Genomic DNA, 21,353 nt, shown 5'->3' on the forward strand with positions numbered 1-21,353 from the left:
TGCCCCGCGTCTCTGGACGATCCGGAACGCCCCTCTGTGGAACTGGATGGCGGCAATATGCAGGTGATTTGGGGTGGGCGTCAAGAACAATTTCTGAAAATCGGAAGCGCTATTCTGGTCCAAACGCACCTGGGTTTTTTGCCGCCTTTGGCCACGAATACGTCTGCTCGGCGGAAGGACGCCCCAAGCCTGACCATGGAATCTACGAAGACAGCATCCTGCCCTTCGCGTCCCATTTTGCCGAGACCTCGGCCGGACGCGTTGTTCGCGCCGACGGCGCCTGTCGATGGCCCTTCGAATGACGTCCTTCGGATCACGATCCGCCCTGCGAGCTGCAATGCGGCAAATGCCAAGAGAACGCCGCTGCGATTGCAAACTTTCGACACATGAAAGCGGCGAAAGGGGCCCGACATGACCCCTTCGCGCACAGCGAATACCGAGTTCCGGTTTTGCCGGTGCTGGACCTCAGCAAAGAGACCTTCGTGTTGCACAGATTTGTCCCGCCGATCCTGCTCGCATGCGTGTTGTTCGCCTTCCCCGCGTCTGCTCAGACCGGCGCCGCGCCCAAGACTGCCGCGCCCAACCCGGCCGAGTTCAAGACAGCAGCACCCACGACAGCCGCCCCAGCCACCAACAACGCCGACGCCCTGACGCCCGACCAGGCGAAGCGGGCGCTCGATACGCTTCAGGACGATACCAAGCGTGCGCAGATGATCGATACACTGCGCACGATCGCCAATGCCTCACCGCCGGCACAGGCAACCTCACCCGCGCCCGAACCGGACTCGGGGATTCCCCTCACGGCGGACAGCCTCGGCGCCGAACTGCTGCTGACCGTATCCGAGCAGGTCGGCGAAATCTCGCACGAGATCGCCGGCATCGCGCGAACGTTGACGCACTTTCCGGCGTTCTACTACTGGATCGTGCGAACGGCCAACGATCCTTCTGCCTATGATCAGTTGCTCGATGTCGCCTGGAAACTGGCACTGGTGTTCGGCTGCTGCTTGGCCGCCGAATGGTTGATCTTCCGCGTGATCAAGCGACCGGCGGCGTTTTTGGAAGCGCGCCTGCCGCAAACGGAACGTGAATCGGCGCAGACGATGGCGACGATCGATCTGCCAAGCTCGGCGGCGAATGTCGCCGTGGAGGGCGAATTGCGGCGGCGACGTCTCAGCCTGGCGCGTGCCTGGCAATCGCTGGTCAGGCTGCCGTTGGTGATGGGACGTCTCGCGCTCGAGCTGCTGCCGGTGCTGGTTTTCGTCGGCGTCGCCACGATGCTGTTGGGCACCGGGATCGGCGAGCTCCCGAACAGCCGGCTCGTGATCCTGGCGGTGGTGAATGCCTATGCGCTGTCGCGCGGGCTGATCTGTGTGGTGCGGGCGCTGGCCGGGCCGTTCGGCCTGTTTCGCGTTCGCGCCGAGACCGCTGCCTATATCGAGATCTGGGCGCGCCGCATCGTCACCGTCGCCGTATCGGGCATCGCCTTTGCGAATGTGGCGCTGCTGTTGGGACTGCATCGCGGCGGCTACGCGGGATTGCTGCGCCTGGTCATGCTGATCGTGCATCTCTTCATTGTCGTCATCATTTTGCAGTGCCGCCGCCAGGTCGCCGACGCCATTCGCCCGCCGTTTGGTCGCCAGGGCGCAGCGGCCGTGGTGCGCAATCGCGTCGCCGGCCTATGGCACTATCTTGCGATCACCCTGGACCTCGCGCTGTGGGCGGTGTGGGCGCTGAACATCCGCAACGGCTACGCGCTGCTGCTGCAGTATTTCATCGGCACCGTCGTGGTCGTCCTGATCGCGCGTCTCGCCACCATCGTGGTGCTGAGCCTGATTGATCGCGGGTTCCGGGTCGGCCCCGACATCCTGCAGCGCTTTCCCGGCTTGGAGACCCGCGCCAATCGTTATCTACCGCTGCTGCGCAAAATTGTCTCGGCGGTCATCGCCTTCATCGGGTTCGTCGCACTGCTTGAAGTCTGGGGTGTGGACGCCGTCGTCTGGTTTTACGGTGGCCAGATCGGCAGCCGGTTGCTGTCGGCGGTCATGACGATCGCAATCGCCGCGATTGCGGCGGCAGCGATCTGGGAGGCCAGCAATGCGCTGATGGATCGCCAGATCAATGTGCTGTCGCGCGACGGTCACTTCGCGCGCGCCGCCCGGCTGCGGACCTTTCAGCCGATGCTGCGAACGGCGCTATTGTGCCTGATCATCACGGTGGTCGGCCTGACGGCGCTGAGCGAAATCGGCGTCAACGTCGCGCCGCTCTTGGCCGGCGCCGGGATCGTCGGCATCGCCATCGGCTTCGGCTCGCAGAAACTGGTGCAGGACCTCATTACCGGGCTGTTTCTGCTCCTGGAAAATGCCGTCCAGGTCGGCGACAATGTCAGCCTGTCCGGGCTGTCAGGGGTGGTCGAGAATGTCTCGATCCGGACCCTTCGTTTGCGGGCCGGCGACGGCTCGGTGCACATCGTGCCTTTCAGCGCCGTGACCACGATCACCAATTCGAGCCGCGGTGTCGGCAACGCGGCCGTCAGCGTCAACGTGTCCTACAAGGAGGACACCGATCGCGCCGGCCAGATCCTCAAGGATATCGTCGCCGAAATGCGCGGGGAGACCGAATACCGGCAGGCGATCCGCGGCGATCTCGAATTATGGGGCATCGACAAGGTGGACGGCGCGATGGCGTCGATCGTCGGCCAGATTCGCTGCACCGACGGCGGTCGCTGGCCGGTGCAGCGCGAATTCAATCGCCGCATGAAGCGACGATTCCAGGAATGTGGAATCGAAATCGCATCCTCAGGTCAGACCATTCTAATGCAGACTGCGGCGCCAGCCGATGCCGTGCCGGAGCCGATGCCGCGACGCGCGGCCGGCTAGGCCGCGCAAATAGCGGCCAGCCGCAGTAGATCGGCGGAGCGAAGCGGCTGCCGACCTACTTGTTCGGCAGATTGACGCGGATGTGCAGCTCGCGCAACTGCTTGGTCGATGCCTCCGATGGCGCGCCCATCAGCAGGTCCATGGCTTGCTGGTTCATCGGGAACAGCGAGATCTCGCGCAAATTGGTGGTGCCGCAGAGCAGCATGACGATGCGGTCGAGGCCGGCCGCCATGCCGCCATGCGGCGGGGCGCCGTACTGGAACGCACGGTACATGCCGCCGAAACGCTCGACGACCTCCTTTTCGCCATAGCCCGCGATCTCGAACGCCTTCACCATCGCTTCCGGCACGTGGTTGCGAACGCCGCCGGAGGCGATCTCATAGCCGTTGCAGGCGATGTCGTACTGGAACGCCTTGATGGTCAAAGGATCGTTCGTCAGCAACGCCTCGAGGCCGCCCTGCGGCATCGAGAACGGGTTGTGCGAGAAGTCGACCTTCTTGTCCTCCTCGTTGTACTCGTACATTGGGAAGTCGACGATCCAGGCCAGCTCGAAGCGGTCCTTGTCGATCAGGTTCAATTCCTCGCCGAGCTTGGTGCGGGCAAGGCCTGCGAACTTCCAGAATTTGTCGGGATCGCCGGCGACGAAGAAAGCGGCATCGCCCTCCTTCAAGCCGAGCTGTTTGCGAATGGCATCGGTTCGATCCGGGCCGATGTTGTTCGCGAGGGGACCCGCGCCCTGAAGGGTCTTAATGGCATCAATGACCTTCCTCTCCTTAGCTAGCGCAGTAGCCTTTTCAGCCGTGGCCTTCTCGTCCGCTTTTGACAAATCCAGCGTGCCTTCGGCTCCTCGCCACATGATGTAGCCCAAGCCCGGCTGGCCTTCGCCCTGCGCCCAGGAGTTCATGCGGTCGCAGAAGGCGCGGCTGCCGCCGCCCTTGCCCGGGATCGCCCAGACTTGGTTCTTGGGGTCTTCCAGCATGCGCGCGAACACCTTGAAGCCGGAGCCGCGGAAATGCTCGGAGACCTCCTGCATCACGATCGGGTTGCGCAGGTCGGGCTTGTCACTGCCATATTTGCGCAGCGCTTCGGCAAACGGAATCCGCGGCCAGCCCTTGGTGACCGGCTTGCCCTTGGCAAAATCCTCGAACACGCCCGTGATCACCGGCTCCATCGCCGCGAACACATCGTCCTGGGTGACGAAGCTCATCTCGACGTCGAGCTGATAGAACTCGCCCGGCAGCCGGTCGGCGCGCGGGTCCTCGTCGCGGAAACACGGCGCGATCTGGAAATAGCGGTCGAAGCCACTCATCATCAAGAGTTGCTTGTACTGCTGCGGCGCCTGCGGCAGGGCGTAGAATTTGCCCGGATGAATCCGCGACGGCACCAGGAAGTCGCGCGCGCCCTCGGGCGAGGAGGCGGTCAGGATCGGGGTCTGGAACTCGAAAAAGCCCTGCTCCTTCATGCGCCTGCGCATGGAATCGACGATCGCGCCGCGGGTCATGATGTTCTGGTGCAGCTTCTCGCGGCGCAGATCGAGGAAGCGGTATTTCAGCCTGATATCTTCAGGATATTCCTGCTCGCCGAACACCGGCAGCGGCAGTTCGCCGGCGGGTCCCAGCACCTCGATGTCGCGCACATAGAGCTCGACCATGCCGGTCGGCAGATCCTCATTGTCGGTACCATCAGGGCGGCGGCGCACCTTGCCCTCCATCCGCACCACCCATTCCGAGCGCAGTTTTTCGGCGTCCTTGAATGACGGCGAATCCGGATCGACCACGCATTGGGTGATGCCATAATGGTCGCGCAGGTCGACGAACAGCACCCCGCCATGGTCGCGGATGCGATGGCACCAGCCCGACAGCCGGACGGTCTCGCCGATGTCGCTCTCGCGGAGCGCGCCGCAGGTATGGGTCCGGTAACGATGCATGGCAGTCCCAAAAACAGATGTCGGAGGATCGAATCGCGGGCGGCCCTTCAGGGCCAGTCCGGCGCTGGCTGGGTTTACCCGAGGCTGTGTGGCGCGGCAACCGGATGCGGCGCTTGTTTGGGCTCGAAAAAGCCGACTGCCGCGCCTATCTTATGGTTATGACCCTGCATTTCCCGTTCCAGAACACCTATGCGGCGCTGCCTTCGAACTTTTTCGCTCGCGTCGCGCCGACGCCGGTGGCCTCGCCCCGGCTGATCAAGCTCAACCGGCCGCTGGCGCTCCAGCTCGGCCTCGATCCTGATCGGCTCGACAGCCCGGAAGGCGCCGAAATCCTCGCCGGCAAGACGCTGCCTGGCGGCGCTGATCCGATCGCGATGGCCTATGCCGGCCACCAGTTCGGCAATTTCGTGCCGCAACTCGGCGACGGCCGCGCCATCCTGCTCGGCGAAGTGATCGACCAGGACGGTGTCCGCCGCGACATCCAGCTCAAGGGCTCAGGCCCAACCCCGTTCTCGCGCCGTGGCGACGGCCGCGCGGCGCTCGGACCGGTGCTCCGCGAATATATCGTCAGCGAGGCGATGTTCGCGCTGGGCATTCCGACCACCCGCTCGCTTGCCGCAACCATCACTGGCGAGAGCGTGATGCGAGAGACGATGCTGCCCGGCGCGGTCCTGACCCGCGTCGCGTCGAGCCATATCCGCGTCGGCACCTTCCAATACTTTGGTGCGCGCGGCGATACCGACGCGGTGCGGCAACTCGCCGATCACGTCATCGCCAGGCACTATCCGGAACTCTCCGGTGCCGAGCGCCCGTATCACGCGCTGCTGGCCGCCGTGACCGCGCGCCAGGCTCGTCTGGTCGCGCGCTGGCTCTTGATCGGCTTCATCCACGGCGTCATGAACACCGACAATACCTCGATCTCGGGCGAGACCATCGACTACGGTCCCTGCGCATTCATGGACGATTACGACCCATCGACGGTGTTCAGCTCGATCGACGAAATGGGCCGCTACCGCTACGCCCACCAGCCGCGCATCGCGCTGTGGAATCTGACCCGGCTTGCGGAATGCCTGCTGCCGCTGTTGGCCGACGACCAGGACAAGGCGGTCGCTGAGGCGCAGGACACGCTCGCAACCTTCTCGGATGAATTCAACGGCGCCTACAAGGAGGGCTTACGAAAAAAGCTCGGCCTGTTCAGCGAGCGCGACGACGATCAATTACTGGCGCAGGCCTTGCTCGATACGATGGCCAAGGGCCATGCCGACTTCACCCTCACCTTCCGCCGCCTGAGCGACGCCGCAGGCGACACGGCCGATGACAGCAATGTCCGGCAGCTGTTCGCCGAGCCGGTCGCTTTCGACGAATGGGCGCTGCGCTGGCGGCAGCGGCTGGCTGAAGAACCGCAATCGGCCGCCGAGCGGCAGATCGCGATGCGTGCGGTCAACCCCGCCTTCATTCCGCGCAACCACCGGGTCGAAGCCGTGATTCAGGCCGCCATGTCGAACGACGATTACGCCCCGTTCGAGGAGCTCGTTGCGGTGCTGACAAAGCCGTTCGAGGACCAGCCGGCATTCGCCGCCTATGCCGACCCGCCCGAACCACATGAGCGGGTGTGCCAGACGTTTTGCGGCACCTAGCATCATCCGGAAAAGTCTGCCCCGCACTTGGCGAGAACGCGAAGCATTTGCGCGGGGATCGCGCTCAGAAAAACCATGGCTCGTTAACCTGCCGTCCACCATTGAAGCAGCCGGGCGCCGCAAATTAAGCACGGATCAATATGCTCCGACACATCTGGTTCTTTTAATTTGGGGATATTGCCGTGGACGCCTTGGCTTTCGAATACATGGGACTGATGATGATCGCGCTCTGCTTTGTGGTGATTGCGTTACCGTCGTTGCCGCAGGTTTCGCGGCGCGACCGGGATCGTTGAAGCTTCGCAGAGCCCCTGACGGTCCGACAATTGGGCAGAGACTTGCTCGCCGGGCATCGCGGCCCGGTTGAAATGCAGGCCATGAATCCGGCCCAAGCCCCTTGACATAACAGCGCTTTCGGCCGCAGGCCTGTGACATGAATGTGATCACCACCACCTCGGAACTCACCGCCACTTGCGCGCGCCTCGGCCGACATCCGGTCATCACCGTCGATACCGAGTTCCTGCGCGAGACCACCTATTACCCGCTGCTCTGCGTAGTGCAGATGGCAAGCCCGGAAGAGGCGGTCGTGGTGGATACGCTCGCCAAGGATATCGACCTCAAGCCGTTCTTCACGCTGATGGCGGACGAGAAGGTCCTCAAAGTGTTCCACGCCGCCCGCCAGGACATCGAGATCGTCTGGCACCAGGCCGGAATCGTGCCGCACCCGATCTTCGACACCCAGGTCGCCGCCATGGTACTCGGCTACGGCGACTCCATCGCCTACGACCAGCTGGTGGAGCGCATCACCGGCCATCGGCCGGACAAAACTCACCGCTTCACCGACTGGTCACGGCGGCCGTTGACCGAGGAACAGATCCACTACGCGGTCTCGGATGTCACCCATTTGCGTGACGTATTCGCGGCGCTCGATGCCGATCTCAAGAAGCGCGGCCGCAATGACTGGGTGAGCGAGGAGATGGAGGTCCTGACCTCGCCCAGGACCTACGACTTCCATCCCGAGCGCGCCTGGGAGCGGCTGAAGACGCGGGTGCGCAAGCCGAAGGAACTGGCGGTGCTGATCGAAATCGCGGCCTGGCGCGAACAGGAAGCGCAGAGCCGCGATGTTCCGCGCAGCCGCGTGCTGAAGGACGACACGGTCGGCGACATCGCCACCCACGCGCCGACCAGTGTGGAGAAGCTCGGCAATCTACGCTCGCTGCCGAAGGGTTTTGAGCGCTCGAAATGGGGCGGTGACATCGTGGCCGCCGTGCAGCGCGGACTGGCTCGGGACCTCTCGAGCCTGCCGAAGCTGGAAAAGCCGCGCAACAATTCCAATGGCGCAGCCATCGTGGAGCTCCTGAAAGTCCTGTTGCGGATGACGTCGGAGCGTCACGCGGTCGCCAGCAAGGTGATCGCCACCGTCGACGATCTCGAGCAGATTGCCGCCGACGACAATGCCGATGTCGCGGCCCTGCACGGCTGGCGCCGCGAGCTGTTCGGCGAGGCCGCGCTCGCGCTGAAGCACGGCCGGCTGGCGCTCGCCATCGAACGCGGCCGCGTGGTCAGGGTCGACCGCGAATAGTGATCGATTCCGTTGAAGTTGCCATATAACGCGCGGCGCCTTATCTGCGCGGGCGGGGAGCTCTCGACTGCATCGCGGCGCCTCGGTCGATGAAGATGGGGGCGCCGGCGCCGCCGGCAACGCTGCGGTTGCCCGGTCGGAGGCAGACGAGACCGTCGCTATCGGGGAACGCCCGAAGCCGAAGCCGACTATGACGCGGCACTGGACGAGATCGAACGATACTTCGAAACCGAACCCAGGCCGGGAACGCCTGAAGCCGACCGCTTCGATCTCCTCGCACTGATCATCGAGGACTATGAGCGTAAGCGGTGGCCGATCGAGTCGCCCGACACTTTAGATGCGATTCGTTACCGCATGGAGACGGGCGGCTATACGCAGGCCGATCTTGGGCGCCTGCTTGGTTCGCGCCAACGCGCGTCTGACATTCTGAACAGTAGGCGCCCGCTCACGATGAGAATGGCCTGGAAGCTGCATCGCGAGTGGGACATTCCGGCGGAAGCCATGATCACACCGCCGCGAACGCGCGGGCGTAGGTCGGCTGCGTAGCAGCGACAACGCCTTTCGCAAGATCGAGGATTATTGCCTTGACCCATCGCACCCACGAGGCCGGCACAAGGCCCGGGTGTTCCGTGAGGCACTCGGTCTTCAGCGGACCGACGCATCGTGGCTGCGCGATGCTCTGGTTGAAGCCGCTGGCTCCAGCGAAGCCTTCCAACTGGCCGCTGATGCTTGGGGCATCCAATGGCGCCTCGACGCGACTGTCAGGCGACATGGGAAGGATGCCGTGGTAAGGACGATCTGGATCATACGAACCGGCGATAGCGCGCCGAGGTTCGTCAGCTGTTGGGTGCTGTGATGCTGGCGGAACAAAACGCATAGGATCGAGGGCCGTCCCTATTGGACGTGGTGGCGTTGCTAACCGACCAACCGGCGCAACGCCTCGCACGCGGGCAGGTCGGGACGATCGTCGAGCAACTCGATGGCCAGACACTGCTCGTGGAGTTCAGCGACGATCAAGGTTGCGCTTACGCGGTCGCACCCTGTCGGCAGGAGGATCTGCTCGTCCTGCACTGCGTTCCGGAGGCGGCCTGATCATCGAGCCGTAGCGCAGAAACGAACCTTCCCCGAAGCCATAGTGTGCTCTGGCGAAGTGGCGCGCCACGGCCGACGAAGATGGGCACTATTGCTTCGCCGTGGCGCTATGATGCAGCACCCCGGCGCGCGCATCAATCGGCGAATCTGCGCTAGCCTGCGACTTTGCGTTACGCTCCGAACTCGTAACTCCGTCGCCGAGCATAGTGGAAGCTTGACATGCTGTCATCCATAAGAGACAATTCGCGATGGTAGAGGTACGGCAAACCGAAGTGTTTTCGGCTTGGTTCGCCGGCCTGTCGGATCGCCAAGCGCGCGCCCGCATCACCACTCGCATCCGCCGCCTCTCGCTCGGCAATCCTGGCGACGTGAAGCCGGTGGGGAAGCGGAGTGTCGGAGATGCGGATCGACTACGGTCCTGGCTACCGGGTGTATTTCGTCCGGCGCGGAGACGCGGTGGTCATACTGCTTTGTGGCGGTGACAAGCGAACTCAGGATCGTGATATCGCGCGCGCCCTCGAACTGGCACAGGAGAGCTAAAGGTAACGCCATGGCCCGCAAAACGACCCGCTGGGATGCCGCCGACACCCTAGAGACCAAGGAGGACATTGCGGCCTATCTCGACGCCGTTCTGGAGGATGGCGACCCGGAGCTGCTGAAGGCGGCGCTCGGCGACATCGCGCGCGCCAAGGGGATGACCGAGATTGCACAGGCTGCCGGTCTCGGCCGCGCAAATCTCTACAAGGCGCTCTCGCCGGACGGCAATCCGGAGTTCACGACCGTCGCCCGTGTCCTGAAGGCTCTCGGGCTCCGGCTCTCCGTGGCCGTCTGAGGCTTGGCCACGACGCGAAGGATGAGCAGGAGCAATGGCACGAGCAAAGGACGAAACTCGCGAGCAACGAATTTCCATGGAAGCTGTCGTTGACGCCTACGATTCCAGCGAACGCGCGATGGGGTGGTATTACTATCTCGATGGAAAGATCAAGTTTCCCTTCAAAGCGCGTTGCAGGTTGGCTCGGCCCATCTCGGTTCTAAGGGTCAAGGAAGCGATTGAAGTCATCGGCATGGCGCCGGAAGAGGAATGCGACAGCGAAATGTTTGTTTGGGTCGAGCGTGCTGGCGAGCGAATTGCGGTCCCGTTAGGACAACTGCAGCCCTTGTCGAAAGATCAGGAAACCCAGGAGGCCGTCGGCGATTGGCTCTATTGGGTCGATCGCGGCTACGAGATATGAACGGCGCTGGCAGCCCCATTGACGGGGCGGCACCGGTAGCGGCGGCAAGCGGAGGATGATCGAGCTGATTTGCTTGCACCCGGACAAAGATCGGCGAGCGCAGCGTACTCTGGCGTAGAGTGGCGCGCCTGACATGATTCGAACCCGGGAGACCCTGTATCACGCTCTCTACCCGCGCGACTGCTCGCCGTCGTCCTGGTGGTCCGCAAGATCCGTCAGCGCCCGTGACACCTCGACCAGCGCCATCGACAGGATATAGGCGCTGGTCGGCAGATTGAGCCTGCGCGCTTTGGCAATCGCCGTCGAAAGGCTCGCCGACAACTCCCTGAGTTCGTCCTCGCGCGTTGCCATTTTTGACTCATACCGGGGTTTGGCTCGGGTTTTGGTGGAAGCGGCGCAGAGCCAGTGTTCATCCGCCGGCTTCTGCCAGTGCGGCTTGATGCGCCTTTTAGCGTCGCCGTGCTTTTAACGTCGCCGCACACGCGATCAATTATCACATCGATTAATGAATCATTGATCACGAGCCGTGACACAAAGGCTTGCGGCGAAGGCCGGCGCCGCTCCGGCCATCAAAGGATGGTTCCAGCCTCCGCCACCTACCATTTGAACTCGACGCCCAACGTACCTTGGTGCGACTGTAGCGCGGAGCGAAATTTGCCGTCATAGTTGAGATAGAGTCGCGCAGCGTTGGTCAGACTGAGCGAGGCTGATGCGCCGGCGTCGGCGCCATACTGGCTTTCGCCGATGCCCTGTACGGCAATGCTCTGCGGACCGAGACTGACGACCACGGACGAGACATTCTGCGAAAAATTATCGACAAATTTGCCGTAGGCTGACAGGTCGAGAATTTTCGAATCGAAAACCCAGTCATGCCCGATTTCCGCGCCGATCAGGAGGCGCGCGCGCTCCAGCATCGCCCCGCTCGCCGAAAGCGGATCGAGACCGCCTGTTTCCTGAAACGCGCCAGTGGACGCGTGGACATATTCGAGACCGAGCTTCGGCACGATGCGGCTCTGCTGCATGTTCCAGTAGTAGCTGAGTTCGGTCAAGACGCCGTCGAGCCTTGCGTTGTAGCTCGCGTCGGCAAAACCCATCCCGGTATCGCGGCTTGACCCGACATTGCCGAAGCCATGCACCAGCGCGACCGCCCAGGTCCATGGGCCTTTGTCGACCGAGGCGTTGAAGCCGAGCTGGGTGAGATCGAGCGTCGCCGATTGCAGCGCCAGCGGCACATCGATGGCGGTATGGCTCTGGTCTACTGAAAAACCGACATTGACCCCGGGCGCGACCCCTGCCCCGAAGCCCGCAAGACCACCAACGGTTCGGCGGCTGTCGCCGGCAAATTCGCCCTGCTGGCCGGTGGTCGCCGAGATGCCGTAGAGTTCGCCCCAGGTCCGGTAGCGCGGCGCCTCTGCACTCTCGGACGCGCCGCCGCCTTCGGGGTTGCTGCGCAATGCGGCGCCGAAGCCGCCGGTCGCCTGGGAGCCCAGCCGCTCCAGAAAGTTGCTGCCGAGATTGAGAACCTCGGTGCCCGACGACAGATCGGCATTGATCTGGTTCGGGGTCGGAACAGGGGTCGGCGTGGGTGAAGGAGTTGGCTGCGGCGAGCGAGAAGGTCCGGGCGCGCGTTGCGCATAGGCACAAGACGGCATGCCAGCGCCGATCGAGACAATAGCGAAGGCGATTGCAAGGGCGATCGAGAGCCGGCGGCCAACCGCACATTTCCCGATCCGACAAGGCCGCGATGAGCAGCACATCAACGCCATTCCAAAAAGGAGCGCCAGCTCGATTGAATACTAAAAATTGATTGGCCGGAGCTGATTTGCTCCCAGTTCCCAGGGAGGGTCAATCGGTCTTGGCGGTCAGCAAAGGGTGTTTGGCGGACATCGTGCCCGCACGGCCACAGGCCGATTTGTGGCGATTCGCCGCTTCAAGCAATTCCTGAGCCGCAGCAGAAGCTTGCTAATACCCCGATTTCGTGTTGCAATCTCGTTACAATCGGATTTTGGCCGTCGACTGTGCGTTTCGCGACCTTGATATCCAAGACTCGGACAATGAACAGATTACCGGAAGCCCGTTTGTGGCGTGGGACGCACTTCGCGTCGCCGCGTCTTTTTTTACGTCCAGATCAGGAGACAGGCGATGCCGAAGGGTACCGTCAAGTGGTTCAACCAGACCAAGGGTTATGGGTTCATCAAGCCGTCGGTCGGCGATAAGGACGTCTTCGTCCATATCTCCGCCGTCGAGCGTGCCGGACTCTCGACCCTCAATGAAAATCAGGTCGTGGAGTATGACCTCGTGGAGAATCGCGGCAAGGCTTCCGCGGAAAACCTGAAGGTCTCCTAACTTCGAGCAGCGCCCAACCATCGCGATTGCACCCCCGGCCTGCGCCGGGGGATTTTATTGGACTCTTTGTTTGGGCATGATCTCCGCGCAAACGCGTCCCGCGTTTGTCGCGAGCGAAAACCGGTATCCACTCGTCCGGATCATGCTCTAACCGGCCAGCGGCGAAATCAGGAAGTTGCCTGAGCCAGCGCCGGTTGCGGTCTTGCAGACGCCGTCCTCCAGCCGCACCCCGCCCTCGGCCAACAGCCGCAGCGCGTCGGGATAGATGCGGTGCTCGACCTCCAGAACGCGTTCGGCGAGCGTCTCCTCAGTGTCGTGATCGCTGACGGCGACCGCGCCCTGCATCAGGATCGGTCCCGCGTCGGTCTCGGGAATCACGAAATGAACGGTGGCGCCGGAGATCTTCACGCCGGCGCGCAGCGCCTGGCCGTGGGGGTCGAGGCCGGGAAACGAGGGCAACAGCGAGGGATGGATATTGAGCATCCGGCCATGCCAACGCTGCACGAAGCCGGCCGTGAACAGCCGCATGAAGCCCGCGAGGCAGATCAGCTCGATGCCATGCTGATCCAGCACGCGCTGCAACTCCGCTTCGAACGCCGCGCGGTCCTTGCCGAACGGCCTGCTCTCCACGAGGACGGTCGCGATTCCGCCGGTCGCAGCTTTCTCGAGTCCCGCCGCATCGGCCCGGTTGGAAATGACGAGCGCGATTTTCGCAGGATAATCCTCAAGCGCTGCGGCCTTGATCAGCGCGGCCATGTTCGATCCGCGTCCGGAAATCAGGATGGCGACGCGGCGTTTCACGCGCTGGACCCTGCCAGATCGAGATGACCGTGATAGACGACGCGCGCAGCGTCCACGGCCGGGATCACTTCACCGAGCAGGACGGCGTGCTCGCCATTTTCGGCGAGCACGCCGGTCACCTGTTCGATCGCGTCCGGCTTGATGATCGCGACCATGCCGATGCCGCAATTGAACGTACGCAGCAGTTCGAGCTCGGCGATGCCGCCCTGCTCCGCGAGCCACTTGAACACCGGCAGCACCGGGAGGCGCGCAAGGTCGATGCCGACCCCGAGATGTCCGGGCAGGATGCGCGGAATATTGTCGGTGAAGCCGCCGCCGGTGATGTGCGCGAGGCCCTTCACCGCGCCGGATTGGCGAATCGCGCGCAGGCAGGATTTGATGTAGAGCCGCGTCGGCGTCAGCAGCGCGGCGCCGAGCGTCATGACCGGGGAAAACGGCGCCGGTGCCTCGAGGCCTACGCCGGACCGCTCGACGATCTTGCGCACCAGCGAAAACCCGTTGGAGTGAACGCCCGAGGATGCAAGCCCGATGACGATGTCGCCTTCCGCGATATCGGGGCGCGGCAACAACGTGCCGCGCTCGGCCGCGCCGACGGCAAAGCCCGCGAGATCATAGTCGCCGTCCTTGTAGAGCCCGGGCATCTCCGCCGTCTCGCCGCCGATCAGCGCGCAGCCGGATTGGCGGCAGCCCTCGGCTATGCCTGCGACGATCGCTGCGGCCGCTTCCGGGTCGAGCTTGCCGCAGGCGAAATAATCGAGAAAGAACAGCGGTTCGGCGCCCTGCACCACGAGATCATTGACCGACATCGCGACCAGGTCGATGCCGATGCCACCGTGCAGGCCGGTCTCGATCGCGATCTTGAGCTTGGTGCCGACGCCGTCGGTCGCGGCGACCAGAACGGGATCGCGAAAGCCCGCGGCTTTCAGGTCGAACAGCCCGCCGAAACCGCCCAGTTCAGGGTCGGCGCCCGCGCGCGCGGTAGCGCGAACCATCGGCTTGATGAGATCGACCAGACGATTGCCGGCATCGATATCGACGCCCGAATCGGCGTAAGTGAGCCCGTTGCTGCGCTCGGCCATGCTCATTTCCATGAATAATGCCGGCTGGTTACGTCGGATTCCGTCGCCGTGCAATGGCTCGCAAGCGGCGCCTGCACATCCTATGTAGATAACGACCGGTTCAGCCGGCAGAGAGCTGAATTCTGCGCTAAATCAAACCGGTAGCCGGAAAGCGCCGCGTGAGTATGCCACATAGCCTGCCAAATCTGATTACGCTCGGGCGGATCCTGTTGGTGCCGATCATCGTCTGGGCCATCGCCTCCAGCGAGATGGAGGTTGCGTTTGCCATCTTCATTATCGCCGGCGTCAGCGATGCGGTCGACGGCTTTCTTGCCAAGCGCTTTCACCTCACAAGCGAATTGGGGGCGATGCTCGACCCGCTGGCCGACAAGGCGCTGCTGGTTTCGATCTATATTGCGCTCGGGATCTGGGGCGCCATCCCGCGCTGGATCGTGATCCTGGTGGTGTCGCGCGATATCATGATCGTGTCGGCCGTGATTGTGTCATGGTTGTTCGACAAGCCGGTTGCGATGAAGCCGCTGATGGTCTCGAAGCTCAATACCGTGGCGCAGGTGGCGTTCGCGGCATTGGTGCTCGCGTCTCTCACCTTCGGCTTCAATGCGCTGCCCTATGATCGGATTCTGATGGGCATGGTCACCGTCTTTACCCTTTCGTCCGTATCGCTCTATCTGGTGGAGTGGGTGCGGCACATGAACACGATCGATGCCAAGTGAATCGCGAAGCCCACTGAATCGCGGGGCGTCGATCATTCCGGCACGAAGTTGCACTTCTCGAAGTTGTGCTTCCGGACGTCACCTTGGAGCTTGAGGCATTGGCAGGCCGCGTTCATCCCCGTCAATTGGCATTCGCGCTGCCGCATGCGGAGAGCCTGACGCGGGACAATTTTCTCGAAGGGCCGGCCAATGCAGCGGGCGCGGCGCTGGTCGATGCGTGGCCGGAATGGCCGAGCCCGGTCATGCTGCTGGTCGGCCCCGAAGGCTCGGGCAAGAGCCATCTTGCCGCGATCTGGGCCGAACAATCCGGCGCGCGCTGCACCAGCGCGCATAACCTGACCACGGCCGATGTGCCGGCGGAGCTCGCCACCGGCGCGCTGGTGGTGGAAGATTTCCGATCTGGCGATGTCGATGAACGAGCCCTGTTCCATCTTTTGAACCTCGCGCGGGAAGACCAGGCCTACGTCCTGATCACCGCGCGCGTGCCGCCCTCGGCGCTCCAGATCGAGCTGCGCGACTTGCGCTCGCGGCTGCGCGCGTTGCCGGTGGTGTCGCTGCAGCCGCCTGACGATCAGCTGTTCCGTGCGCTGATCGTGAAATTCTGCGCGGATCGTCAGCTCGGAATCGACGAATCGGTCGTCAGCTATCTCGCGACACGGATCGAGCGCTCCTATGCCGCTGCCCGGCAGGCGGTCGCACTGCTCGATACCGAGGCGCTGCGGCTGGGCCGGCCGGTAACCCGGGCTTTGGCCGCCGAGTTGCTGCGCAAAGCGTGATCGGTCCCGCCTTGACGCCGCCGGCAGGGGGATGATCATGGCAAACGCCACCCCGATGACATATTTCGTTGGCGCGTCGGATCGAATGCCGTCAAGTGGCGGCTGAAAGATGGACCCGATTCTCATGGAACCTCAGCAACTCATTGTACTCGAAGACAAAAGTTCGGATGCTGAGTCTGCTGCCTCGATCGCCGACAGTCCGGAACGCTTCATCAATCGCGAGCTGTCCTGGCTGCACTTCAATCGCCGCGTGCTGGAGGAATCGGTCAATCCGGGCCACCCCGTCCTCGAGCGGGTCCGGTTTCTGTCGATTTCGGCCAATAATCTGGACGAGTTCTTCATGGTCCGCGTCGCCGGTATCAAGGCGCAGGTCCGTGAGGGCATCACGGAGCGCAGCCCGGACGGGATGACACCCGCCGAGCAGCTGGTCCTGATCAACAAGACCGTGTCCCAGCTCGCTATCGACCAACAGGCGATCTGGCGCGATCTGCGCGGCATCCTGGCCGGGGTCGGGATCGTCCTGATCGACGGCCGCGACGTTACCAAGACGGAACGCGCCTGGATCGAGGATCATTTCCTCCACAACATCTTTCCGCTGCTGACACCGCTGGCGATCGATCCCGCCCATCCCTTCCCGTTCATTCCGAGCCTCGGGTTCACCGTGGCTCTGCAGCTTGCGCGAATCGCCGACGGCAAGCCGATGAACGCCTTGATCCGCATGCCCGGCAAGATCGATCGCTTCATCCGCCTGCCCGCCGGCAGGGATGGCTCGGTCCGGCTGATCACGCTGGAACAGGCCACCGGCCTGTTCATCGGCCGGCTGTTCCCCGGCTACCACGTCAACGGCCAGGGCGCCTTCCGCATCATCCGCGACTCCGAGCTTGAAATCGAGGAGGAAGCGGAAGACCTGGTGCGGCTGTTCGAGACCGCGCTGAAGCGGCGGCGACGGGGATCGGTGATCAGGCTCGAGATCGAGGCCTCCATGCCCGACGAGCTGCGCGCCTTCGTGCAACGCGCGCTGTCGACCACCGATGACGAGGTCCTGCTGGTCGAGGGCGTGTTGGCGATGAACGAATTGTCGCAGCTGACGCGGCTCGACCGGCCCGATCTTGAATTCGTGCCCTACGTGCCGCGCCATCCCGAGCGCGTCCGCGATCATGGCGGCGATATTTTCGCGGCGATCCGGCAGAAGGACCTGATCGTGCATCACCCCTATGAATCATTCGACGTCGTGGTGCAATTCCTGCAGCAGGCCGCACGCGATCCGGACGTCGTGGCCGTCAAGCAGACGCTTTATCGCACCTCCAACAACTCGCCGATCGTCCGCGCGCTGGCGGAAGCGGCGGAAGCCGGAAAATCGGTGACCGCGCTGGTCGAACTGAAGGCGCGCTTCGACGAGGAGGCCAACATCCGCTGGGCGCGTGACCTCGAACGCGCCGGCGTCCAGGTGGTGTACGGCTTCCTCGAACTGAAGACCCATGCCAAACTCTCGCTGATCGTGCGGCGCGAAAGCGGCAGTCTGACCACCTACGTGCATACCGGCACCGGCAATTATCATCCGGTGACCGCGCGCATCTACACCGACCTGTCCTACTTCACTTCGGATCCGATCATCGGGCGCGACGTAGCGCGGGTATTCAACTACATCACCGGCTATGCCGAGCCGATCGATATCGAGAAGATGGCGGTGTCGCCGCTGACGCTGCGCAAGCGAATCATCGAGCATATCCACGGCGAAACCCAGCACGCCCGTCACGGCAAGACGGGCGCGATCTGGATGAAGATGAATTCGCTGGTCGATCCTGATATCATCGACGCGCTCTATCAGGCTTCGCAGGCCGGCGTCTCGATCGAGCTCGTGGTCCGCGGTATCTGCTGCCTGCGGCCCGGCCTGCCCGGCCTATCCGAGAACATCCGGGTCAAGTCGATCATCGGCCGCTTCCTGGAGCACGGCCGAATCTACTGTTTTGGCATGGGTCAGGGCTTACCCAGCGCCAAAGCAGCTGTGTATATCTCGTCCGCCGACATGATGCCGCGCAACCTCGACCGGCGCGTCGAAGTGCTTTGCCCGCTGCAAAATCCAACGGTTCATCAGCAGGTTCTCGAACAGATCATGGTCGCGAACCTGAAGGACAATGAGCAGAGCTGGCAGTTGTTGCCGGATGGTTCGTCTACGCGTATGAAGGCCGCCAAGGGCGAGGAGCCTTTTAACCTGCATAATTACTTCATGACGAATCCGAGTCTCTCAGGTCGTGGCAAGTCGCTCAAGGAATCTTCACCGCGCCGCCTCACGCGCCGGACCGAACGCCAGCATCCCTCGTAGGAAGATCCCTCGCAGGGAATTTTTCCAGTGAAACGGTCGCGCAATCGCGCATCCAGCGTTGCGGTCATCGACATCGGATCGAACTCGGTTCGTCTCGTCGTCTACGAAGCGGCGGCGCGCAGCCTGATCTCCGTGTTCAACGAAAAGACGCTGTGCGGCCTCGGCCGCGAGGTGCAAACCACCGGCCTGCTCGCCCCTGATGCGGTCGAAAAGGCGTTGACCTCGCTCAGGCGATTTCACGCCCTGTGCAAGGTGCAGAGGGTCGGCCGGGTCTATGCGATCGCCACCGCCGCCTGCCGCGATGCGACCAATGGGCCCGATTTCATCACCGAGGCCGAGCGCATCTGCGGGGTCAAAATCGAGATCCTCTCGGGTCCGATGGAGGCAAAACTGTCGGCGCTCGGCGTGATCTCGGGGGTGCACAGGCCCGACGGCATCGTCGGCGATCTCGGCGGCGGTTCGCTGGAATTGATCGACGTGCGCGGCAACCTGGTCCGCGTCGGGGTCACGCTGCCGCTCGGCAGCCTGGCGCTGCAGGACCTCGCGCACAAGTCGCTGAAGCGCGCCCAGCGCATCGTCAAGACCGAACTCGAAAAGGTCGATCGGCTCCGGGCCGGCCACGGCCGCATCTTCTACGCGGTCGGCGGCACCTGGCGCGCGCTCGCCCGCATCCACATCATCCAGAGCGGCTATCCGATCAAGGTGATGCACGGTTATTCCATACCGGCCGCCGACGCGCTGGATTTTGCGCGGCGGCTCAGGCGGCTTGCCGCGACCGGCATGCTCGCCAACATCGAGGCGATCGCCGACGCGCGGCGGCCGCTGCTCGCCTATGCGGCGCTGGTGCTCGAATATGTCATCCGGGTCGCAAGACCGAAGACCATCGTGTTTTCGACCTTCGGCGTGCGCGAGGGCCTGCTCTATTCCAAGCTGCCGGAAACGGAACGCGCCAAGGATGGCTTGATCAGCGCCGCGCAGACCCTGAACGAGCTGCTGTCGCGCTCGGCGCGTCATGCGCTGGAATTGATCGCGTGGACCGACCGGCTGGTCCGGGTCGTGCACCTGCGCGAAACCGACGAAGAACGCCGCCTTCGCCACACCGCGTGCCTGTTGTCCGATATCGGCTGGCGGGTCCATCCCGACCACCGCGGCGAGCAGACGCTGGAACTCATCATCAACGGCAATTTCGGCGCGATCACCCATCAGGAACGGGTCTTCGTCGGGCTGTCGGTGTTCTTCCGCTATGCCGGCTTGAGCGAACAAAACGAGCCGCCGGCGATCATCAAGGCGCAGCTTTCACCGCACCTGCTGGAACGCGCCCGCTTGCTCGGCGCGGCGTTCCGGGTCGCTCACCTGATCTCGGCGGCGCGGCCGGGCGTGCTGCCCGCGACCCATTTCCGCAGCCACGACCGCAATCTAATGCTCGTGTTCGAGCACCGGCTGGTCGATTTGGTCGCCGATCGCGTCGGCAGCCGTTTCAAGCAACTGGCCCGGCTGGTCGGTCGCTCTGGCTCCATTGTCCTGCGATAGTGCCGCGACAATATCGCGCGAACCGCAGGCCAGGATTGCCTGAGCCGAGCCGGTCCGTCAGCCCGCTGCTTCGACGCTGCGCGGAAGGGCTTCGGGAACTCCGACAATGTCCGCATAGTGCTCGATCGGCTGGGGCCGGCCGATCAGATAGCCCTGGACTTCGTCACAATGTTCGCGCTTCAGGAACTCGAGCTGGTCCAGCGTCTCCACCCCCTCCGCCACGACCGGCAGGCCGAGCCCATGGGCAAGGCCAACCACGGCGCGGATGATGGCCTGCGACTGCAAATTCTGATTCAGCTGATCGACGAAGCTCTTGTCGACCTTGAGCTTGTCGAACGGAAACGCCTGGATGTAGCGCAACGACGAATAGCCGGTGCCGAAATCGTCCATGGCGATGCTCACCCCCAAGGCCTTCAACCGCCGCAGCACGCTGATTGCGCGGTCGAAATCGTTCATCAGAACGCCTTCGGTGATCTCGAGCTCGAGCCGATGCGGAGGGAGCCCGGTCTCCAGCAGAATCGACAAAACCAGTGCCGGCAGATCGCTGTAGTGGAATTGCACCGGAGAAAGATTGACGGCGACCAGGAGCGGCTTCGACCAGGTCGCGGCCTGGCGGCACGCCTCCTTCAGGACCCAGGCGCCGATCGGAATGATCATGCCGTTCTCTTCGGCGAGCGGAATGAAGGTGTTCGGCGCGATCCTTCCACGCACGCTGTGTTCCCAGCGCAGCAGCGCCTCGAAACCGGTGATCTCGCCGTCCATCCGCGCCTGAGGCTGAAAGAACAGCCGGAGCTCGTTGCGTTCGAGCGACGCGCCAAGCTCGTGCTGCATCGCCAGCCGATCGCGTTGCTGCTTGTCCATCTCGGCTTCGAAGAAACGCAGCGAGCCGCGACCGTCGCGCTTGGCGCGCGCCAGCGCGGCGTCCGCGTTGATCATCAGCGTCTGCGCGTCGGGGCCGTCATGCGGATAGATGGCGATGCCGATGCTGAGCGCGGTCTTGATGATGTGGCCGTCGATGTTGAAGCCGTCGAACACCAGTTCCTGGATATGCTTGGCAAGTTCTTCGCTCGCTGCCGGCTGCTTGCCGGCGGAGACTAGGATATTAAAGTCGTCGCCGCCAAGACGCGCGAGGAAGGCATCTCCCGACGCCACCTTCAGCCGGCTGGCGAGCTTCTGCAACAGCCGGTCGGCAACACCATGCCCAAACACCTCGTTGACTTCCTTGAAGCGATCGAAATCGATGCAGAGGATGGAAAATTGGGACTGGCTGGCATCGGCATCGTCGATCGCCTGGGCCAGACGTTCGCTGAAGGCGAAACGGTTGGGCAGATCGGTCAGAGGATCAAGGCGCACCGCCCTTGCCTTGGCTTCATGAAGCTGTTCGGCCAAGAGCTTGATCGATTGTTCCGCCTGCCGGCGGTCGCGTTCGGCCTCATCATAGG

At 63.3% G+C, this 21,353-nt stretch carries 20 protein-coding genes and 1 pseudogene; 15 read left to right on the forward strand and 6 right to left on the reverse strand.

The features are described 5' to 3' along the window. Nucleotides 1-455: 455 nt before the first annotated feature. Nucleotides 456-2,876 carry a mechanosensitive ion channel domain-containing protein gene (locus WCB02_RS29920; protein ID WP_423963610.1) on the forward strand — a complete coding sequence of 807 codons (2,421 nt, stop codon included), beginning with the start codon at nucleotides 456-458 and terminating at the stop codon, nucleotides 2,874-2,876. A gap of 55 nt (nucleotides 2,877-2,931) precedes the next feature. Here the strand turns inward: WCB02_RS29920 and aspS are convergent, their stop codons facing one another. After that, nucleotides 2,932-4,803: an aspartate--tRNA ligase gene (gene aspS / locus WCB02_RS29925; RefSeq protein WP_423963614.1), complete on the reverse strand. Its 1,872-nt coding sequence runs from the start codon at nucleotides 4,801-4,803 to the stop codon at nucleotides 2,932-2,934. Nucleotides 4,804-4,961: 158 nt separating this feature from the next. Between aspS and WCB02_RS29930 the strand changes: the two genes are divergently transcribed. The 8 genes and pseudogenes from WCB02_RS29930 to WCB02_RS29965 all read left to right on the forward strand — a co-directional run bounded on the left by WCB02_RS29930 (nucleotide 4,962) and on the right by WCB02_RS29965 (nucleotide 10,343). Further along, a complete protein-coding gene (locus WCB02_RS29930) occupies nucleotides 4,962-6,440 on the forward strand; it encodes a protein adenylyltransferase SelO (RefSeq protein WP_423963617.1) in 1,479 nt (492 codons plus the stop codon). Between the two features lie 430 nt (nucleotides 6,441-6,870). After that, nucleotides 6,871-8,019, forward strand: a complete 1,149-nt coding sequence (gene rnd, locus WCB02_RS29935) for a ribonuclease D (protein WP_423963619.1) — start codon at nucleotides 6,871-6,873, stop codon at nucleotides 8,017-8,019. A 354-nt stretch (nucleotides 8,020-8,373) separates the two neighbouring features. Continuing rightward, nucleotides 8,374-8,565 (forward strand): helix-turn-helix domain-containing protein, encoded by a 192-nt coding sequence (locus tag WCB02_RS29940; protein WP_423963622.1) that lies wholly within the window; start codon nucleotides 8,374-8,376, stop codon nucleotides 8,563-8,565. Nucleotides 8,566-8,641: 76 nt separating this feature from the next. Next, nucleotides 8,642-8,875 carry a DUF6883 domain-containing protein gene (locus tag WCB02_RS29945; protein ID WP_423963625.1) on the forward strand — a complete coding sequence of 78 codons (234 nt, stop codon included), beginning with the start codon at nucleotides 8,642-8,644 and terminating at the stop codon, nucleotides 8,873-8,875. Nucleotides 8,876-8,922: 47 nt separating this feature from the next. Then, nucleotides 8,923-9,111, forward strand: coding sequence for a DUF4926 domain-containing protein (locus tag WCB02_RS29950; RefSeq protein ID WP_423963651.1), 189 nt, complete (start codon nucleotides 8,923-8,925; stop codon nucleotides 9,109-9,111). 248 nt (nucleotides 9,112-9,359) lie between these two features. Further along, a pseudogene (locus WCB02_RS29955) lies at nucleotides 9,360-9,651 on the forward strand (type II toxin-antitoxin system RelE/ParE family toxin). Between the two features lie 10 nt (nucleotides 9,652-9,661). Further along, nucleotides 9,662-9,943 (forward strand): addiction module antidote protein, encoded by a 282-nt coding sequence (locus tag WCB02_RS29960; RefSeq protein ID WP_423963627.1) that lies wholly within the window; start codon nucleotides 9,662-9,664, stop codon nucleotides 9,941-9,943. 34 nt (nucleotides 9,944-9,977) lie between these two features. Next, nucleotides 9,978-10,343 carry a calcium-binding protein gene (locus WCB02_RS29965; protein WP_423963629.1) on the forward strand — a complete coding sequence of 122 codons (366 nt, stop codon included), beginning with the start codon at nucleotides 9,978-9,980 and terminating at the stop codon, nucleotides 10,341-10,343. Nucleotides 10,344-10,511: 168 nt separating this feature from the next. Here the strand turns inward: WCB02_RS29965 and WCB02_RS29970 are convergent, their stop codons facing one another. Further along, complete coding sequence (locus WCB02_RS29970) at nucleotides 10,512-10,694, reverse strand: hypothetical protein (protein ID WP_423963632.1); 183 nt, start codon at nucleotides 10,692-10,694, stop codon at nucleotides 10,512-10,514. 245 nt (nucleotides 10,695-10,939) lie between these two features. Beyond that, complete coding sequence (locus WCB02_RS29975; RefSeq protein WP_423963635.1) at nucleotides 10,940-12,100, reverse strand: autotransporter outer membrane beta-barrel domain-containing protein; 1,161 nt, start codon at nucleotides 12,098-12,100, stop codon at nucleotides 10,940-10,942. Between the two features lie 385 nt (nucleotides 12,101-12,485). Here WCB02_RS29975 and WCB02_RS29980 point away from each other — a divergent pair, with 385 nt between their 5' ends. Next, nucleotides 12,486-12,689 (forward strand): cold-shock protein, encoded by a 204-nt coding sequence (locus WCB02_RS29980; RefSeq protein WP_423963637.1) that lies wholly within the window; start codon nucleotides 12,486-12,488, stop codon nucleotides 12,687-12,689. 147 nt (nucleotides 12,690-12,836) lie between these two features. Here WCB02_RS29980 and purN read toward each other — a convergent pair whose 3' ends face one another. Together purN and purM are read right to left on the reverse strand one after the other, a co-directional pair. Beyond that, entirely contained in the window at nucleotides 12,837-13,490 is a 654-nt protein-coding gene (purN, locus tag WCB02_RS29985) for a phosphoribosylglycinamide formyltransferase (RefSeq protein ID WP_423963639.1), read from the reverse strand. Beyond that, a complete protein-coding gene (purM, locus tag WCB02_RS29990; protein ID WP_423963641.1) occupies nucleotides 13,487-14,569 on the reverse strand; it encodes a phosphoribosylformylglycinamidine cyclo-ligase in 1,083 nt (360 codons plus the stop codon). The genes purN and purM overlap by 4 nt, the downstream gene beginning before the upstream one ends. A 164-nt stretch (nucleotides 14,570-14,733) precedes the next feature. On the opposite strand from purM, the gene WCB02_RS29995 reads away from it, so the two are divergent. From WCB02_RS29995 to ppx, 4 genes are all read left to right on the forward strand, one after another. Then, the gene (locus WCB02_RS29995) at nucleotides 14,734-15,282 is read left to right on the forward strand and encodes a CDP-alcohol phosphatidyltransferase family protein (RefSeq protein ID WP_423963653.1); all 549 of its coding nucleotides are present in this window, start codon (nucleotides 14,734-14,736) and stop codon (nucleotides 15,280-15,282) included. 98 nt (nucleotides 15,283-15,380) lie between these two features. Further along, on the forward strand, nucleotides 15,381-16,058 hold the full coding sequence (locus tag WCB02_RS30000) for a chromosomal replication initiator DnaA (protein ID WP_423963644.1): 678 nt from the start codon (nucleotides 15,381-15,383) through the stop codon (nucleotides 16,056-16,058). Nucleotides 16,059-16,182: 124 nt separating this feature from the next. Beyond that, entirely contained in the window at nucleotides 16,183-18,381 is a 2,199-nt protein-coding gene (locus WCB02_RS30005) for an RNA degradosome polyphosphate kinase (RefSeq protein WP_423963647.1), read from the forward strand. A 27-nt stretch (nucleotides 18,382-18,408) separates the two neighbouring features. Further along, nucleotides 18,409-19,911: an exopolyphosphatase gene (gene ppx, locus WCB02_RS30010; RefSeq protein ID WP_423963649.1), complete on the forward strand. Its 1,503-nt coding sequence runs from the start codon at nucleotides 18,409-18,411 to the stop codon at nucleotides 19,909-19,911. A gap of 57 nt (nucleotides 19,912-19,968) precedes the next feature. Here ppx and WCB02_RS30015 read toward each other — a convergent pair whose 3' ends face one another. Continuing rightward, on the reverse strand, nucleotides 19,969-21,210 hold the full coding sequence (locus WCB02_RS30015) for a putative bifunctional diguanylate cyclase/phosphodiesterase (RefSeq protein ID WP_423963655.1): 1,242 nt from the start codon (nucleotides 21,208-21,210) through the stop codon (nucleotides 19,969-19,971). On the opposite strand from WCB02_RS30015, the gene WCB02_RS30020 reads away from it, so the two are divergent. After that, nucleotides 21,109-21,353, forward strand: a 245-nt coding sequence (locus WCB02_RS30020; protein ID WP_423963658.1) for a hypothetical protein, incomplete at its 3' end; no start/stop codon positions are given. The two genes, WCB02_RS30015 and WCB02_RS30020, sit on opposite strands and share 102 nt — an antisense overlap.

It is taken from the genome of Bradyrhizobium sp. (genome assembly GCF_049581145.1).
Taxonomy (GTDB): Bacteria; Pseudomonadota; Alphaproteobacteria; order Rhizobiales; family Xanthobacteraceae; genus Bradyrhizobium.